At 73.0% G+C, this 16,545-nt stretch carries 13 protein-coding genes; 8 read left to right on the top strand and 5 right to left on the bottom strand.

From position 1 onward, the window contains the following. Positions 1 to 58: 58 nt before the first annotated feature. The 3 genes from QEZ54_RS14655 (at position 59) to QEZ54_RS14645 (ending at position 3,431) form a co-directional block, all read left to right on the top strand. On the top strand, positions 59 to 1,585 hold the full coding sequence (locus QEZ54_RS14655; RefSeq protein ID WP_281305132.1) for a hypothetical protein: 1,527 nt from the start codon (positions 59 to 61) through the stop codon (positions 1,583 to 1,585). A 128-nt stretch (positions 1,586 to 1,713) separates the two neighbouring features. Next, a complete protein-coding gene (locus QEZ54_RS14650) occupies positions 1,714 to 2,133 on the top strand; it encodes a YciI family protein (protein ID WP_281305131.1) in 420 nt (139 codons plus the stop codon). Continuing rightward, on the top strand, positions 2,133 to 3,431 hold the full coding sequence (locus QEZ54_RS14645) for a DUF6596 domain-containing protein (protein ID WP_281305130.1): 1,299 nt from the start codon (positions 2,133 to 2,135) through the stop codon (positions 3,429 to 3,431). The genes QEZ54_RS14650 and QEZ54_RS14645 overlap by 1 nt, the downstream gene beginning before the upstream one ends. A gap of 4 nt (positions 3,432 to 3,435) precedes the next feature. Here QEZ54_RS14645 and QEZ54_RS14640 read toward each other — a convergent pair whose 3' ends face one another. Then, positions 3,436 to 4,539, bottom strand: a complete 1,104-nt coding sequence (locus QEZ54_RS14640; protein WP_281305129.1) for a tetratricopeptide repeat protein — start codon at positions 4,537 to 4,539, stop codon at positions 3,436 to 3,438. A 211-nt stretch (positions 4,540 to 4,750) separates the two neighbouring features. On the opposite strand from QEZ54_RS14640, the gene QEZ54_RS14635 reads away from it, so the two are divergent. Together QEZ54_RS14635 and QEZ54_RS14630 are read left to right on the top strand one after the other, a co-directional pair. Further along, positions 4,751 to 5,125: a PadR family transcriptional regulator gene (locus QEZ54_RS14635; protein ID WP_281305128.1), complete on the top strand. Its 375-nt coding sequence runs from the start codon at positions 4,751 to 4,753 to the stop codon at positions 5,123 to 5,125. Continuing rightward, positions 5,125 to 6,492, top strand: coding sequence for a permease prefix domain 1-containing protein (locus tag QEZ54_RS14630; RefSeq protein WP_281305127.1), 1,368 nt, complete (start codon positions 5,125 to 5,127; stop codon positions 6,490 to 6,492). Before QEZ54_RS14635 ends, QEZ54_RS14630 begins: the two co-directional genes overlap by 1 nt. A gap of 115 nt (positions 6,493 to 6,607) precedes the next feature. Here the strand turns inward: QEZ54_RS14630 and QEZ54_RS14625 are convergent, their stop codons facing one another. Further along, positions 6,608 to 7,948, bottom strand: a complete 1,341-nt coding sequence (locus tag QEZ54_RS14625; protein WP_281305126.1) for a LuxR family transcriptional regulator — start codon at positions 7,946 to 7,948, stop codon at positions 6,608 to 6,610. Between the two features lie 342 nt (positions 7,949 to 8,290). On the opposite strand from QEZ54_RS14625, the gene QEZ54_RS14620 reads away from it, so the two are divergent. Beyond that, a complete protein-coding gene (locus QEZ54_RS14620) occupies positions 8,291 to 9,415 on the top strand; it encodes a glycosyl hydrolase 53 family protein (RefSeq protein WP_281305125.1) in 1,125 nt (374 codons plus the stop codon). Positions 9,416 to 9,543: 128 nt separating this feature from the next. Here the strand turns inward: QEZ54_RS14620 and QEZ54_RS14615 are convergent, their stop codons facing one another. Continuing rightward, positions 9,544 to 10,812, bottom strand: a complete 1,269-nt coding sequence (locus tag QEZ54_RS14615) for an RICIN domain-containing protein (protein ID WP_281305124.1) — start codon at positions 10,810 to 10,812, stop codon at positions 9,544 to 9,546. Between the two features lie 243 nt (positions 10,813 to 11,055). Between QEZ54_RS14615 and QEZ54_RS14610 the strand changes: the two genes are divergently transcribed. Both QEZ54_RS14610 and QEZ54_RS14605 read left to right on the top strand, forming a co-directional pair. Further along, positions 11,056 to 11,328, top strand: a complete 273-nt coding sequence (locus QEZ54_RS14610; RefSeq protein ID WP_281305123.1) for a hypothetical protein — start codon at positions 11,056 to 11,058, stop codon at positions 11,326 to 11,328. A 125-nt stretch (positions 11,329 to 11,453) separates the two neighbouring features. After that, complete coding sequence (locus tag QEZ54_RS14605) at positions 11,454 to 14,603, top strand: BTAD domain-containing putative transcriptional regulator (RefSeq protein ID WP_281305122.1); 3,150 nt, start codon at positions 11,454 to 11,456, stop codon at positions 14,601 to 14,603. 2 nt (positions 14,604 to 14,605) lie between these two features. On the opposite strand, the gene QEZ54_RS14600 is transcribed toward QEZ54_RS14605, so the two are convergent. Together QEZ54_RS14600 and QEZ54_RS14595 are read right to left on the bottom strand one after the other, a co-directional pair. Beyond that, positions 14,606 to 15,457: an ABC transporter permease gene (locus QEZ54_RS14600; protein WP_281305121.1), complete on the bottom strand. Its 852-nt coding sequence runs from the start codon at positions 15,455 to 15,457 to the stop codon at positions 14,606 to 14,608. Continuing rightward, positions 15,454 to 16,449 (bottom strand): ATP-binding cassette domain-containing protein, encoded by a 996-nt coding sequence (locus QEZ54_RS14595; protein WP_281305120.1) that lies wholly within the window; start codon positions 16,447 to 16,449, stop codon positions 15,454 to 15,456. Before QEZ54_RS14595 ends, QEZ54_RS14600 begins: the two co-directional genes overlap by 4 nt. Between the last annotated feature and the right edge of the window lie 96 nt (positions 16,450 to 16,545).

Genomic DNA, 16,545 nt, shown 5'->3' with positions numbered 1-16,545 from the left:
ATCCTGGTGTGGCGTATCCGACTGTCCACATCGGCGGACGCGGCTAGCATCCGTGGGCGTGACAGAGAACCCGGCACCACCCCGCCGAAGCGGCAGCATCCTGTTCGGACTGCTGGCGCTGATCCCTGCCGTCGTCCTGCTCTGCACCGGGTACCTGATCCCCACGGTGCGTACGGTGCTGGCGAGCTTCACCAACGCCTCGCTGATGGGCGGCCCGGGCGAGTCCGTCGGCATGAAGAACTTCGAGAAGCTGCTCCCCCGCTTCGCCGAGTCTCTGGTCGGCCCGCTGCTGCTCGCCACGGCGGTCACGGGCACCGCGCTGGTCTGCGGCGGCGCCCTGGCCTGGCTGGCCGCCCGCGCCGGCAGACCGGGCCGGTGGACGCTGCGGCTGGCGTTCGCGCTGCCGGTCGCGGCGGTCGGCGGCACGGTCGCCGCCGTCTCCTGGCAGCTGGCCTTCGAGGACGCCGCGCCCAACGCCTACCTGGCCCAGTTCGCCGCGTTCGCCGGGCTGGCCGTCGGCCTGGGCGCGACCGGGTACCTGCTGGTCTTCCGGCGCTCGACCCGGCTGGGCGCCACCTGGCCGGGTGCGCTGCTGGTAACCGGGGTCATCATGGCCACGTCGACGGCGTACGCGCTGCAGTCCTTCTCCTTTCCGCTCCTGCTCGTCGCCCCGAATGGGCCCCGGGGCCGCACGCCCACCGTGCTGATCTTCGATGCCGCCTTCCGCTCCGTTCAGCTGGGCCAGGCTTCGGCCGGGGCGGTGCTGCTGTGGCTGCTGCTGGCCGTGCTCGGCATCGGCGTGGCGGTCTGGCTGATCCTGTCCCGGGCCCGGATCGAACCGGCCGAGCAGCCGGAGCCCGCCGTGCCGGGCGACCGGTCCACCTGGGCCGCGGTGTCGTTGGTGGCCACCGGCGTGGCCGCGCTGATCGGCCTGGCCGGGCTGCTGCCGCTGCTGCTGCAGTCACTGTCCCTGTCGACGAAGACGATCGAGTCGAACCTGCTGGGGCACCTGGTCAACACCTGGGTGCCGCCGCTGATCTCCACCATCCTCGGGGTGAGCGCGGCCGCGCTGGCCGGGTACGGCATCGGGGCGCTGCGGCCGCTGGGCCGCTACAGCGGACTGCTGCTGCTGCCGTTCGCCCCATGGCTGTTCACCGGCCTGCCGGCGTTGACCCCCGACGCTTTCGCGCACCGCGGCGACGACGGCGAGTTCCTGGCGCTGATCCCGCCCGCCTCGCTGTGCGTGCCGGTGCTGTTCGGCAGCGCGCTGCTGTTCCGGGGCGTCCGCTGGACCCGGGCGCTGCCGGTGCTGGCGCTGTCCGGGCTGATGGTCTGGGTCGTCGCGGCCCAGGACGCGTGGTGGCAGCTGATCGTGGCGCTCGAGCCGTCGACCATGCCGATGCCGGTACTGCTGCTGCAGGTGGTCAACCGGTTCGGCGGCGAGGACGCCCCGGTCGGCTGGACCTATCCGCTGCCCGCCCTGCTGCTGGTCGCCGCGGCCGTCGCCGTCGTGCAGGTGCTGTTCATGGACCGGCTCACCCTGCGCACCGGCAAGACCGGGGCGACCCTGCCACTGGCGCCCTGACCAGGTCCGACAGCCCGGCGCGAAAAAGTCCGAAGAATTTCGCGCCGGGCTGTCGATCGGCCGCCGGGCCGTTCGACCTGCGGGTGAGAGGGTTGACACGCGACCCTCACCACCAAGGAGAGATCACGATGGCGAAGTACATGCTGATCATGCGGGGCACGGACGAGTCCATGGCCAAGATGATGGAGACGCCGTTCGAGCAGATGCTGGAGACGGTGGGCCGCTTCAACGACGAGCTGATCCGGGCGGGCGTGCTGCTGGCGGCCGAGGGCCTGGACGACGCCGCCCAGGGTGTGGTGGTCGACTACAGCGGCGAGACCCCGGTGGTCACCGACGGCCCGTACGGCGAGACCAAGGAGCTGTTCGGCGGCTTCTACCTGCTCGAGGTGGCCTCGAAGGAGGAGGCGGTCGAGTGGGCCAAGCGCATGCCCGGCTTCCCCGGCTCCAAGTGCGAGATCCGGCGGGTGCCCGGCATCGACGAGTTCCCGCAGGACAACGAGTACGTGATCCGGGAGCGGGCGTGGCGCGAGCGCACCGGCCAGCTCTGATGACCACCACCGACGACGGCCCGCCGAGCACCGAATCGGCGCGGCGGGCCGTCGAGGCCGTCTGGCGCATCGAGGCCGCCCGCATCGTCGGCGCGCTGGCCCGCTACACCGGGGACTTCGCGCTGGCCGAGGACGTGGCTGCCGACGCGGTGGCCGAGGCGCTGGTGAGCTGGTCGCGCGACGGCGTGCCGGCCAACCCGGTCGGCTGGCTGCTGACCACCGCGCGGCGGCGGGCCATCGACGGCTTCCGCCGCCGGGCGGCCCGCGACGAGCGGTACGCCCTGCTCGCCGGTGAGCTGACCGAGGGCGAGCTGACCGCCGGCGCCACCCCGCACCGGGCCGACAGCCTGCTGTGGGACCCCGACCGGATCGACGACGACGTGCTGGCGCTGATGTTCACCGCCTGCCACCCCGTGCTCGCGCCCGAGGCCCGGGTGGCGCTGACCCTGCGCGTGGTCGGCGGCCTGGGCAGCGAGGAGATCGCGCGGGCGTTCCTGGTGCCGGTGCCGACGATCCAGGCCCGGATCACCCGGGCCAAGAAGACCATCGCGGCGGCGGCGGTGCCGTTCGAGCTGCCCCCCGCCGAGCAGCGCCGCGAGCGCCTCGGCGGGGTGCTGAGCGTGCTCTACGTGATCTTCACCGAGGGCTCGACAGCCACCGCGGGCGACCGGCTGCTGCGCACCGACCTGGCGTACGAGGCGATCCGGCTGGCCCGGATGCTGGCCGCGCTGCTGCCCGCCGAGCCGGAGGTGTCCGGGCTGCTGGCGCTGTTCGAGCTGACCGCCGCCCGGTTCCCGGCCCGCACCGGGCCCGACGGCGAGGCGGTGCTGCTGGAGGACCAGGACCGGCGGCGCTGGGACCGGTCGGCGATCCGGCGCGGGCTGGCGGCCCTGGACCGCGCCGCGGCGGTCGGGCGCGGGCTCGGGCCGTACGGGCTGCAGGCCGCGATCGCCGCCTGCCACGCGTCGGCCCCGACCGTGGCCGACACCGACTGGGAGCGCGTCGTGCTGCTGTACGAGGCACTCGGCCGGGTCGCGCCGTCGCCGGTGGTCGACCTCAACCGGGCCGTGGCCGTCGCCATGGCGTACGGGCCCGACCAGGCCCTGTCCCTCGTCGACGACCTGGTCGTCGCCGGCCGCCTGTCCGGTTCGCACCTGCTGCCGACCGTCCGCGGCGAGCTGCTGACCCGGCTCGGCCGCACCGCCGAGGCCCGGGGCGAGCTGGAGCTGGCCGCCCGGCTGTGCGGCAACGACCGCGAACGGTCGGTGCTGCTGCGCAAGGCCGCCGCGCTGGGCTGACCGGTCAGGCGCCCAACCGGGCGACCAGGTCGCCAGCGCGGCGCCACCAGTACTCGTACCGGCCCGGAAACTGGTCGTTCAGCTCAGTCAGCCGCGCCAGCGCCTCCCGGGCGTAGGCGGCATCGTCCTCGGCCTCGCCGATGAGCAGGCACACGTTGGCCAGGGAGCCCGCCACCAGCTGCGGCGCCTGTTCGGCGTACTCGCGCAGGATCGGCTCGGCCCGGCGGGCCGACCGCGCGGCCAGCTCGCGGCGCCCCAGCGCGAGCAGCGCCTCGGCCTCGGTCGACAGCGGCAGCCACCAGCGGCGGCGCTGGGCGGCGGTCACCGGCTCGCCGTCGGTCTCCCGCAGCACGGCCATCGCCTGCGCGACCGAGGCCAGCGCCTCATCGTGGCGCCGCATCCGGATCAGCGTCGTGGCGTGGTTGCTGAGCGCCGTCGCCAGCAGGTGCCGCATCGCCCGGCCGGACCCGGTGCGGGCCAGCGCGATCGCCTCCAGTTCGGCGGCCTCGGCCTCGGCGAAGCGGGTGAGCAGGGTCAGCGAGGTGCCCCGCAGCACCAGCAGCTCCACCTCCACCTCGTGGTGGGTGCCGCCGGCCGCCCGCAGCGCGGCCAGGGCCTCGCTCAGCGGCGGCAGCGATTCGGCGGTACGGCCCAGGTCGGCCAGGGCCGCGCCCCGGTTCAGCAGGATCGGCACCCGGCCGACGGCCGACAGCACCTCCGGTGCGGTCTGGGCCAGCTCGTCGAAGAACGCCAGCGCCCGCTCGCCCGCGGCGAGGCTGTCGGCAGCGCGCCCCAGCTGGCGCAGCACGAAGCTGCGCAGCGACATCAGCTCGGCGCCGAGCACGTGCACCAGCTCGGAATCCTGGATCGGGGGCGACTGCCAGGTACGGGCGGCCGCGTCCAGGACCGCCAGCGCGGCGGGCCGGTCCGGCTCGCGCTGCACGGCCAGCCAGCGGGCCAGCGACAGGCGGGTCCACAGCAGCATGAACGCGGCCGGGTCGCCCGCCTGCTCGTACTCCGCCTCCAGGGCACGGGCCAGCCGCACCGCTCCGGCGTGATCACCGTCGAGCGCGAGCTGCTGCGCCACCGCGAGCGGATCCTCCTGCACCCGCCCACCCTGCCACACCGCCCCGGGCCGCCCCGCGCCGCGGCCGCGCCGCGGGGTGCGGGGTGCAGTTTCGGGGAAACTGCTGGAATCTTGGCCGGTATTCGTGCAGTTTCCCCGAAACTGCACGACCCACTCACCTGGTCGCGGCGTTGCGCGGCAGCTATACCTAGAACTACTATGTATCGCAGTTCTAGGGTTAGGCGGTGTCCTCGTGCACATCACGAAAGATCTCGTCGCGGCCTCGGCTACTCCCCTCGTGCTCGGCATCCTGGCCGAGGGCCAGAGCTACGGATACGCGATCCTCAAGCAGGTCAACGACCTGTCCGGCGGCCACCTCGAGTGGACCGACGGCCTGCTCTACCCGCTGCTGCACCGGCTGGAGCGGCTGGGCCACGTCCAGTCGTCGTGGGACAGCCCGCCCGGCGGGCGGCGGCGCAAGTACTACCAGATCACCGACCAGGGCCGGGCCGAACTGGCCGAGCAGCGCGCGCAGTGGGCCGCGGTCGTGGAGACCCTGCGCGGCGTCTGGAACGCCGGTGCGGCGCCGCTGCGCCCGATCACCGCGCCGGGATGGGGGATGGCCTGATGAGCGTCGACAGCGACGAGAATCTGGAGAGCCAGATCGCCGAGTGGCGGGCGTACGTGCGCAAGCGCCGCACGCTGCACCAGCCCGACGCCGACGAGCTGGAGGACCACCTGCGCGGCCGGATCGCCGACCTGACGGCGGCGGGGCTGCGCCCCGACGAGGCGTTCCTGATCGCGGTCAAGCGGATGGGCAGCCTCGACGAGCTGTCCCGCGAGTTCGCCCGCGAGCACTCCGACCGCTTATGGAAGCAGCTGGTGCTGACGGGGGACGACGGCGCGGCCGCGACCGGCGGTGACCGCCGCGACCTGAAGGTCATGATCGCCTGTGCCGCCGCCGCGGCGCTGGCCATCAAGGTGCCCAACCTGCTCGGCGTCAGCATCGACGACAGCGCCTTCTACCTGCGCAACTTCAGCCTGTTCGCGCTGGTGCCGCTGCTGGTCTACTTCGCCTGGCGGAGGCAGCTCAAGCCGGCGATGATCGCCGTGCTGGTGGCGCTGTTCGGGGTGGGCGCGGTAGCGATCAACGCCTACCCGATGGACGACGCCGAGGCGCACACCCTCGTGCTCGCCGCGATCCATCTGCCGTTGGCGCTGTGGCTGGTGGTCGGGGTCGCGTACGCCGGGGGCCAGTGGCGCTCGCAGCAGCGCCGGATGGACTTCATCCGGTTCACCGGTGAGTGGCTGATCTACTTCGCGCTGCTGGGGCTCGGCGGCGGGGTGCTGCTCGGCATCATCGGCGGCACCTTCAACGCCATCGGCCTGGACCCCGAGCAGGTCATCAGCGAGTGGCTGCTGCCCTGCGGCGCGGCGGCCGCGGTCGTCGTCGCCGCGTGGCTGGTGGAGGCCAAGCAGAGCGTCATCGAGAACATGGCACCGGTGCTGACCAAGGTGTTCACCCCGCTGTTCACCGCGACGCTGCTGACGCTGCTGGGCGCCATCATCGTGGCCAGCAACGGCATCGACGTCGACCGCGACGTGCTGATCCTGTTCGACCTGCTGCTGGTCGTGGTGCTGGGCCTGGTGCTGTACTCCGTCTCGGCCCGCGACGCGGCGGCGCGGCCCGGCCTGTTCGACAAGCTGCAGCTGGCGCTCGTCGTCAGCGCCCTGCTCGTCGACGTGCTGGTGCTGGCGGCGATCCTCACCCGGATCACCGAGTTCGGGTTCACCGCGAACAAGACGGCGGCGCTGGGCGAGAACCTCATCCTGCTGGCCAACCTCGGCTGGTCGGCGTGGCTGCTGCTCGGGTTCCTCCGCGGACGCAGGGCGTTCGGGGTGCTGGAGCGGTGGCAGACCCGTTATCTGCTGGTGTACGCCGCCTGGGCGTGGATCGTGGTGCTCGTCTTCCCTCCCCTGTTCGACTTCGTCTGAGTCCCGGTCAGGGAGTAAGGAAGGGACCCTTCTTATCGTTATCTGATGTGGAAGGGTCCCTTCCCAACCCGCGGAGCGCGGCGGCGCGGCGCGGTCCGGTCGGACCGCGCCGCCGTCATGTCCGGGCCGGGCGTCCCAGGCTCGCGGCCAGCTCGGTGCGGTTGCGCACCGCCAGCTTGCGGAAGATGTTGGCCAGGTGGAACTCGACCGTCTTGGCCGAGACGCCGAGCTGCGCCGCGGTCTCCCGGTTGCTCAGCCCCATCGCCACCGACTGCGCCACCCGCAGCTCGGTCGGGGTGAGGGACAGGTCGTGGCGCACCGGCAGCGCGGCCGGACCGGTGACCGAGTCGAGCACGGCGGTGACCCGGGCCAGCGGGCCGCCCGCGCCCATGGCCGCGTACCCGCTGGCCGCGGTCTCCAGCAGCCGGATCGCGTCGGCGCGGCGGCCCAGGCGGGCGTGGCGCTCGCCGAGCAGCCAGGCCATCCGCGCCCGCGACAGCCGCTCCACCGGGCGGTTCAGGCCGGTGAGCGAACGCTCGAACCGGGCCATCGCCTCCGGATCGTCCGGCGCCGAGATCCACTGCCGCCAGGCGGGCAGGGCGGGGGCGCCCGGCCACTCCAGCGGCGGGTCGGGGACGGCCGCCAGCAGCGCCAGCGCCGCCTGGGCGTCGCCGCTGAGGGCGCGGTGGGTGGCCAGCTCCCAGCGGTGCTCGTAGAACAGGCCCGAGTTCGCGCCGACGTTCGTGCCGACCAGGAACTCCAGCACCCCCGCCCAGGCCTGGACATCCCCGTTGACCAGGTGCAGCGGCACGGCGCATTCGGCGATGTGGGCCGCCACCCAGCTCGACGCGGCCCGCGCCGCCAGGTCCCGGGCCTCGCCCAGGTACGCCCCGGCGGCGGCGGTGTCACCGCGCAGCGCCTCCACCTTGGCCAGGAAGGACGTCGCCTCGGCCTGGATCTCGACCCGGCCCGCCTCGATGGCCAGCAGCCGCGCCCGGGCCAGCATGTCCTGACCCCGGACCAGGTCACCGGACCAGGCGTCGCCCAGCCCGAGCATGGTCAGCAGCCGGGCCCGCCGCGCGGGTGGCGCCGCCAGCCGGTCCACCAGGTCCGCGAAGCGGGTTCGGGCCTCGTGCGGGCGGATCGCGCTCAGCGCGCACAGCAGCGCGCACTCCAGCAGCAGTCCGTCGGCACCGTACCGGTCCGGGTCGAACAGGCGCAGCGCGGTGTCGAGGTGCCTGCTCGCGTACGGCTGCCTGGTCCGCACGCCGACCACCCCGGCCACGGTGCGGTACAGCAGCTCGACTTCGCCCGCCGGCGCCCGCCCGCGCAGCTCCTCCAGCCGCCGCACCGTCGCCTGCAGCGCCGTCGGGTCGGCCGTGCGCGCGTCGTCCAGAAAGGACTCAGCGACGGCCCGTGCCGCCGCGACCCGCTCATCCGTCGCATCCGTCGGCACGGTCGCCGATTCTAGGGCCGGGCACCTGCCCCGGGTGAATCCGCAGCGCCCCGGGCCGGTCCGCCGGAGCATCATGCGCATGAGGTCACGCCTCATAGGGTGTATCCACACCGCATGAGGTGTCACCTCGACGGCGCGACACCGCTGGGGCGTACGCGAAACACGGTCTTTACACAGCCTCGCCGTCTCTCTACTGTGAACGTTCACAGACCTGGCAGCCCTCAGGCGGCACCAGCCGTCAAGGAAACCTGCCAAGTCCCACTGTGCGACGTTCTGTGAACGTTCACAGACTCCTTACCAGCATACGGGGATCCACCCGCAACACGATTCAAGGAGGTTGAGATGACCGTGTGGCACCGCCGCCCGAGAGCACGGGCCGCCCTGCTGTTCGTGACCGCGCTCCTGCCCGCCACGCTCGTCGCGGCACCGCCCGCGTCGGCCGCGAACACGCTGACCATGCTCGGCGCCGACGTGTCCTCCGTACAGCGCAGCCTGGACCTGGGGGCCAAGTACTACGACGCCGCCGGGGCGGCCAAGGACCCGCTGGACATCCTGAAGAGCAAGGGCGTCAACTACGCCCGCCTGCGGATCTGGAACAACCCGGCCAGCGGCTACAACAACAAGGCCAAGGTGCTCGCGTACGCGAAGACCGTCAAGGCCAAGGGCCTGAAGCTGATGGTCGACTTCCACTACTCCGACACCTGGGCCGACCCGGGCAAGCAGTACAAGCCCGCCGCCTGGGCCAGCCACGGCATCAGCCAGCTGCAGACCGACGTCTACAACTACACCTACGACGTCTGCAACAGCCTCAAGGCCCAGGGCACCACGCCCGACAGCATCCAGATCGGCAACGAGATCAACGTCGGCATGCTCTGGAACGACGGCAAGGTCGTCAACAACGACTTCACCAACCTGAGCCTGCTGCTCAAGTCCGGCTACAACGCCGTCAAGGCGTGCAACAGCGGTACCCAGGTGATCATCCACGTGGCCGACGCGGACAGCATGGCCAACGCGCGCTGGTTCTACGACGGCATCAAGGCCAAGGGCGTCACCTGGGACATCACCGCACTGTCGTACTACTGCATGTGGCACGGCACGCTGGCGAACCTGTACAACGTGATCGTCGACGTCAAGGCCCGCTACGGCAAGCCGGTCGTGCTGGCCGAGACGGCGTACCCGTTCACCGCCGCCAACGCCGACAGCGAGGCCAACTCGGTCAGCGGCTCCGCGCCCTGCTCCGGCTACGCCGCGAGCTGGAGCGGGCAGGCGACCGAGTTCAGCCACGTGCAGAACACCGCCCGCAACGCCGGCGCGATCGGCGTCTTCTACTGGGAGCCCACCTGGTACGCGATCGCGGGCAACGGCTGGGACCCCGCCAACATCAACGGCACCGGCAACCAGTGGGACAACATGGCCGTCTTCGACTGGACCGGCCACGTGAACCCGAACGTCGTCTGGACCCCGTGATCCCGTCGCGGTCCTGACGATCGCGTACCGCCGCCGGCGTCGACCGCCCTCCCTACCGGCCGACGTCGGCGGTGGCCGGATCCGGTGAGCAGCGGCCCAGGTGGCAGCCTGGGCCGCTGCTCAGACGCCTACTGGAAGCGCCAGGTCTGGTTCGACTGGTTGCTGCCGCAGAACCAGATGATCAGCTGGGTGCCGTTGGCGGTGCCCCAGGCGTCGGCGTCCAGGCACTTGCCCGACTGCGGGTTGCGCAGGTTGCCGTTGACGAACTGCCACAGCTGCCCGCCTGCGGTGTTGCAGGTCCACTGCTGCACCCGGGTGCCCTCGGCGGTGGCGTTGCCCGCGATGTCCAGGCACTTGCCGGTACGCGAGTTGACCAGCTGCTGACCGCGCCAGGTCCAGCGCACCTCGGGGCCGCCGTGGCAGTCCCACAGCTGGATCTTCGTACCGTCCTCGAAACGCCCGCCCGAGACGTCGACGCAGCGGTTGGAGCCCGTCCCGATGATCATCTGCCCGACCGGGTCGGCCGGCTCCAGCACGGTGCCCCGGTAGACCCGGTCCAGCAGGGCGAACAGGGCGGTGTCGTAGCGGGCCAGCTCCGCCCGGGTGTTGACGTCGTTGTGGACGCCGTCGCCGCCGACCGGGCCCTGCCGGTTGAGGTCGAAGTAGGACTGCACGCCCTCGGCCCAGTACTCCCCCACGTTCGAGCCCGCGTAGGTGTTGTTCCACAGCCCCATGGACCGGGCGCGCTGGTAGGCGCCGTCCAGGTCCGGCCCGAAGCGCGGGTCGGCGTACCGCAGCGACCAACCGTCGACGGTGTGCCCGAACTCGTGGATGAAGACGTTCTCGCCGCCCTGGTTGTCGATGAGGTTCGCCTCGGTGCCCACGGTCAGCGGACCGCCCATGCCGGCCCAGTAGCGCTCGTCCCACGACGTGCCCGCGTCGCGGAACACCTCGGGGATGGAGCTCATCCGCTCGCTGCGCGCGATCATCACGATCCGCACGTTGCGCCGGTTCAACTCGGCCACCGCGCCGGTCGGGTACGTCCGCACCAGCGTGGCCGCCTGGCGGGCCGCCTTGAGCAGCGTCGCGTCCTCGATCGCCGCGGAGCCCAGGATGGGTACCGCGATCCCCGTCGCCGGATCCACCGGGCCCGCGACGTACTTCGCGTACCAGCGTGTATCAAGCTGGAACCGGTTGACCACGGCCTGCGGCACGGGCCGCTGCACGACCGGGGCCGCCAGCGCGACGACGCCGGTGCCCGCCGCCTCGGCCGGGCCGCCCACGGTCGCGGCGGCCGCCGCGCCGAGGATGAGCGAGGCGCAGAGGCCCAGCGCGAGCGCGCCGAGCCGGCCCGGTGGCCGGATCGTCGCGGATGGTCGCGGTGCGGAGGTTCTCATCGCGGTATGTCCTTCCAGGTCGACGCCCGGACCGCCGACGGGGACAGCGCAGTCCAGGACGGGAGCAGGGGGCCGCGAGCGGCCGGACACCGGCTCGCGGCCGGGCCACCGTAACTCCGGCGCATCGGCACCTATTAATGGTTTCGAAACGGGCGGTCTCGATGACGGCACACGTTTCGAGGTTTGCGGGCGGCCGGAGCTGGACATCGGCGATGGCAGACCCGACTCACCAGGAGGTCCGCGATGACCGACGACATGATCGCGCGTGTCGCGCTGGCCGCTTTCGTGCTGGCGATCGCGTTGCGCGGCTGGCTGGTCGCACGCGCGCGGCCCCGGGCGCTCGCCGCCGCGCAGCTGCCCTACGACGACCACCAGCACGGCACCCGGGCCGTCCCGAGCTCGGCCGAACACCACCGGCCGCACCGCTGGTCCGGTGCACGCGCGCGCCAGCGCAGGTCAGGCCGCTGCCAGCCCGGCACCGGCCGGTGGCTCGTCCGCGCCGCCGGAGTCGCCTGACCTGTTCGCCATGGGCGGATGGCATGACGGCCCGCCGACCGGTTGAGGCGCACCGCCCGGCAGTGCGGGAACCGCAGGCAGGCGCAGTGCGCGGCGCGTTGCCGACCACCACTTAGACTCGGCTGGTGCCGATCACCCTGTCGCTGCTGGAAACGGTGCGCTGGGACGGCGAGCCGGTGCTGGGCGACCGGCCGCAGGCGCTGCTGGCCGCGCTCGCCGCCGCCGGGCGTACGGTCAGCGCCGCGCGCCTGGTCGACCTGATCTGGGACGAGGACGTCCCCGCCAACCCGCCGAAGGCACTGCAGGTGCTGGTCTCCCGGACCAGGGCGGCGCACGGGCCGGACTCGGTGGTACGCGACGGCGACGGCTACCGCCTGGGCCTGGACCGGTCGCGGGTGGACACCCAGGTGCTGGCCGACCGGATCGCCGCGGCCCGGTCCGCGTTCGAGTCCGACCCGGCGCAGGCGGCCGAGCTGGCCGCGGCGGCGGTGGCCCTGGGCACGGTCACGGCTGACCTCGGCCACGGTCCGCTCGGATCGCTGCGGCGCGAGGCCGGGCACGACCTCGACCAGGCGCGGCTCCTGCTGGCCAGGGCGCGGGCCAGGCTCGGCGAGCACGCCGCCGCGCTGCCCGGCCTGACCGAGGCTCGGGCGGCACACCCCGCCGACGAGGCGCTGCTGGCGGATCTGCTGCGCAGCGAGGCGGCGGTGCGGGGCACGGGCGCCGCCCTGAGCCGGTACGAGGCCTACCGTGCCGACCTGCGTGACCGAGTCGGCGCCGACCCGGGCCCGGAGCTGCGCCGGGTCTACGCCGAGCTGCTGGCCCAGGACAGCCCGGTCCGGGCGGGCGTGCGGTACGAGGCGACCGCGCTGCTGGGCCGCGCCGAGGACCTCCGGCGGCTGCAGGCGCTGCTCGCCGCGTACCGGGTGGTCTCCATCGTCGGGCCGGGCGGCCTGGGCAAGACCAGGCTCGCCCACGTGCTCGGTCGCGAGCACTCCGCCCCGGTGGTGCACTTCGTCGAGCTCGTCGGCGTCACCGCACCGGACGACCTGGTCGGCGAGATCGGCTCGGCGCTGGGCGTACGCGAGTCGGTCAGCGGCCGGCGCGCGCTGACCCCCGAGCAGCGGGCCGACGTGCGGGCCCGGATCGCGCGCTACCTCGACCAGGCGCCGAGCCTGCTGATCCTGGACAACTGCGAGCACATCGTCGCCGCCGTCGCCGACCTCGTCGCCTATCTCGCGGCCACCACGCGTGAGCTGCGCGTGCTGACCACGTCCCGGGCGCCGCTGGCCATCGCCGCCGAGCAGGTCTACCCGCTGGCCGAGCTGCACACCGGGGACGCGGTGGAGCTGTTCCGGCAGCGGGCCGTGGCGGCCCGGCCGGACGTGCACCTCGCCGGTACGGACCCGCTGGTGGCCGAGATCGTCGAGCGGCTGGACGGGCTCCCGCTCGCCATCGAGCTGGCCGCGGCGAAGGTGCGGGTGATGGCGGTCGCCGACATCGCCCGCCGCCTGGAGAACCGGTTCGCGCTGCTGCGCGGCGGTGACCGCAGCGCACCCGACCGGCACCAGACGCTGCTGGCGGTCATCGACTGGTCCTGGAACCTGCTGGCCGAGCGGGAGCGCCGCGCGCTGCGCTGGCTGTCGGTGTTCCACGACGGGTTCACCCTCGGCGCGGCGGAGGCGATGCTCGGCGACGACGCGCTCGCGGCGGTGCAGGACCTGGCCGACCAGTCGCTGCTCACCGTCGTGGAGACCGGCCTCGGCGGCGTGCGCTACCGGATGCTGGAGACGGTACGGGAGTTCGGCCGGATGCAGCTGATCGACGCGGGCGAGGACGGTGCGGCCGAGCGGGCGCAGCGGGCCTGGGCGGTCGACTTCTCCGTCCGGCATGCCCGCGCGCTGTTCACCCCGGCCCAGTTCGACGCCGTCGACGCGATCCGCCCCGAGGAGACCAACCTCTCCGACGTGCTGCGCCGGACCTTCGCCACCGCCGATCCGGCGGCCACGGTGCAGATCCTCGCCGCGCTCGCCGGATACTGGATCATCCTGGGCGAGCACCCCCGGCTGCTCGTGCTCATCGAGGCGGCCGCGAACGCGGTCGCCGGCTGGACGCCCCCGCCGGACCTGGCCGACGCCGCCCGGATCGCGATCGGGATGACCCTCAACGGTTCATTGGTCGCCAACACCCCGCACTCGGAGGTGCTGCGGACCGCGCTGCGCCGGATCGGGCCCGGCGGGCAAGATCCGTGGATCTCGGCCATGGTCACCATGCTGACCGACATCGACCCGCGCTCACCGGACGGCTACCTCCAGCAGCTGCGGGCGCATGCCGCCTCGCCGGACCTCCAGCTCGCCGCCGTGGCGCTGCCCTGGCTGAGCCAGGCCCTGGAGAACCTGGGCGATCCGGACGCGGCGATGGAGGCCGCCGAGCGCGGGCTGCTGCACGTCGACAGCGCGGCGGGCCCCTGGTCGCAGGCGATCCTGCACACCATGGCCGCGCAGCTGGCGATGCAGCTCGGCCGGACGGAGCAGGCGACCGTCCACGCGTACGCCGCGCTGCCGGTGCTGGACCGGCTCGGGGCCCGCGACGACGCCGCGCAGCTGCGTTCGCTGCTCGCGCTCGCGATGATCTCGGCGGGTGACATCGCCGCGGCCGCCGACCAGCTCGCCGAGCTGGGCGACATGCAGGGGCCCGAGGTGATCCCGGGCGGCGGCCAGCTGGCGGTCGACCTCGGGATCGCGGAGCTGGCCCTGGCCCGCGGCGAGGTCGAGGCCGGGCTGGCCGCCTACCGCGACGCCGGCCAGCAGGTGCGCCGCCTGCGGATGCCGGGTGTCACGCCGACGGGGTTGGAGCCGTGGGTGCTGCTGGCCGACGCGGTGAGCCTGGCCGCCCACGCCTACCACGCCCCCGCCGACGACCCGACCGGCGCGACGCTGTACGCGCGCTCCCGGGGCTCGGCCCTGCGGGCGCTCGACCCCGACCACCCCTACCTGGACTACCCGATCTGCGGGGTGGTGCTGTTCGCGCTCGGCGCGTGGGGCCTGCTGCGCGACGCCCTGCCGGTCGCGGACGCGGTGCGGCTGATCGCGCTGGCGGACCGGTTCGCGTACAACCGGAGCATGCCGACCATGGCCTGGGCCCGGATCGCCGCCGAGGCCGAGCGGCGGGCCCCGGGGCAGCTGGCCGCGCTGGCGGTCGAGTACGGCGACCGGCGCGGCCCCGACCTGCTCGACGAGGCGCGGGGCCTGCTCGAGCGGATCGGGGCCGGCTGACCTCAGAGGTGCCGCTTGTACCCGCGTACCGACAGCGGCGCGAAGATCGCGATCACGGCCGCGCAGGCCACCAGGGCCCAGCCGACGTGCGCGGTGACGTCGCCGTCGTTGGCCAGGTCGCGGGTGGCGGTGACGATGTACGACACCGGGTTGACCTTCACGAACGCGGCGAGCCAGCCGGGCAGGGTGTCGACCGGGACCAGCGCGTTCGACATGAAGGTCAGCGGGAACATGATCATCATCGAGATGCCCTGGACGCTCTGCGCGCTGCGGGCCAGCGTGCCCACCCAGGTGAACACCCAGGCCAGCGACCAGCCGGCGACCATCGTCAGCGCGACCGCCAGCAGCACCCCGGCCGTGCCGCCGCCGGGGCGGTAGCCCATCGCGATACCGGTGAGGAAGGTCAGCGTCGAGGCGATCGCGTACCGCAGCAGGTCGGCGACCATGGGCCCGGCCAGCGGCGCGATCCGGGCCATCGGCAGCGACTTGAACCGGTCGAAGACCCCCTTCTCCATGTCCTCGCGCAGCTGCACGCCGGTGGCCATGCACGCCGTCAGCGCGGTCTGCGCCAGGATGCCCGGGATCACCAGCGGCAGGTACGCCGCCACGCTGCCGGCCATGCCACCGCCGAGCAGGTACGCGAACATCGCCGTGAACAGCACGGGCTGAACGGTGACGTCGAAGAACTGCTCCGGGTTGCGGCGCATCTTCTTCGTCGCCCGCCACGCCATCGACATGGTCTGGCTGACGGTCTGCCGCACGCTGTTGTGCGACGTCGTACGGGCGGCGATGTCCTCTGGGCCCAGCCGCCGCGGCGCCGCCACCGGCACCTGCTTGATCATCTGCATGGTCATCGGGCCACCTCGAGCTGCTTGTCCGCGTCCGCGGACTGGTCGGCGCTGTCGCCGGTGTCGTGGCCGGTGAGGGCCAGGAACACCTCGTCCAGCGTGGGAGCGTCGACGCTGACCGACGCGATGCCGACCCCGGCCTCGCGCAGGCTGATCAGCACGTCGGCGGCCCGGTCGGCGGTGTCCAGCGCCACGTTCATCCGCCCGGACTCGGGGCTGAGCACCGGATCCTCGCCCAGCAGCCGCCGTACGACACCGGCCGCGACGGACTGGTCGGCGCCGTCGGTCAGGCGCAGCCGCAGGGTCGAGTTGCCCACGGAGGCCTTCAACTCGTCCGGGGTCCCCTCGGCGACCTTGCGGCCCCGGTCGATGACCGCGATCCGGTCGGCGAGCTGGTCGGCCTCGTCCAGGTACTGCGTGGTCAGCAGGACCGTGCAGCCGCCAGCGACCAGTTCGCGGATGGTGTCCCACATCTGACCCCGGGTACGCGGGTCCAGTCCGGTGGTCGGCTCGTCCAGGAAGATCAGCGGCGGTCGGGTGATCAGGCTGGCGGCCAGGTCGAGGCGCCGCCGCATACCGCCGCTGAACTGGGAGATCGGCTTGTCGGCCGCCTCCTGCAGGCCGAACTGCTCCAGCAGCTGGGCGGCCGTGGCGCGGGACGCCCGGCTGGACACGCCCTGCAGCCGCCCGAACAGCCACAGGTTCTCGTTGGCGGTCAGGTTCTCGTCCACGGACGCGTACTGCCCGGTGACACCGAGCAGCTGCCGGGTGCGGTGCGGATCGCGGCGCACGTCCACGCCGAAGACCTCGGCCCGGCCGCCGTCGATGGGCAGCAGCGTGGCCAGCATCTTGAGCATGGTGGTCTTGCCGGCGCCGTTCGGGCCGAGCACACCGAAGATCTCACCCTGGTCGACGTGCAGGTCGACCCCGTCGACGGCCCGGAAGTCACCGAACGACTTCACCAGGCCCTCCGCGTGGACCGCGGGAATGTGTCTCATCTTCGCTCCCTCACGACCGGCGTCAGCCGGTCAGGAAGGAGCATCCACCGCGTCGGTTCCACGGCGCCTACACCGCGGTTTCACCGGCGACGCGGT

It is taken from the genome of Catellatospora sp. KI3, from assembly GCF_029948125.1.
In the GTDB taxonomy this organism is placed as follows: Bacteria; Actinomycetota; Actinomycetes; order Mycobacteriales; family Micromonosporaceae; genus Catellatospora.
Note: the sequence above shows the minus strand (reverse complement) of the source record. Positions and strands in the feature narration are given on the sequence as shown.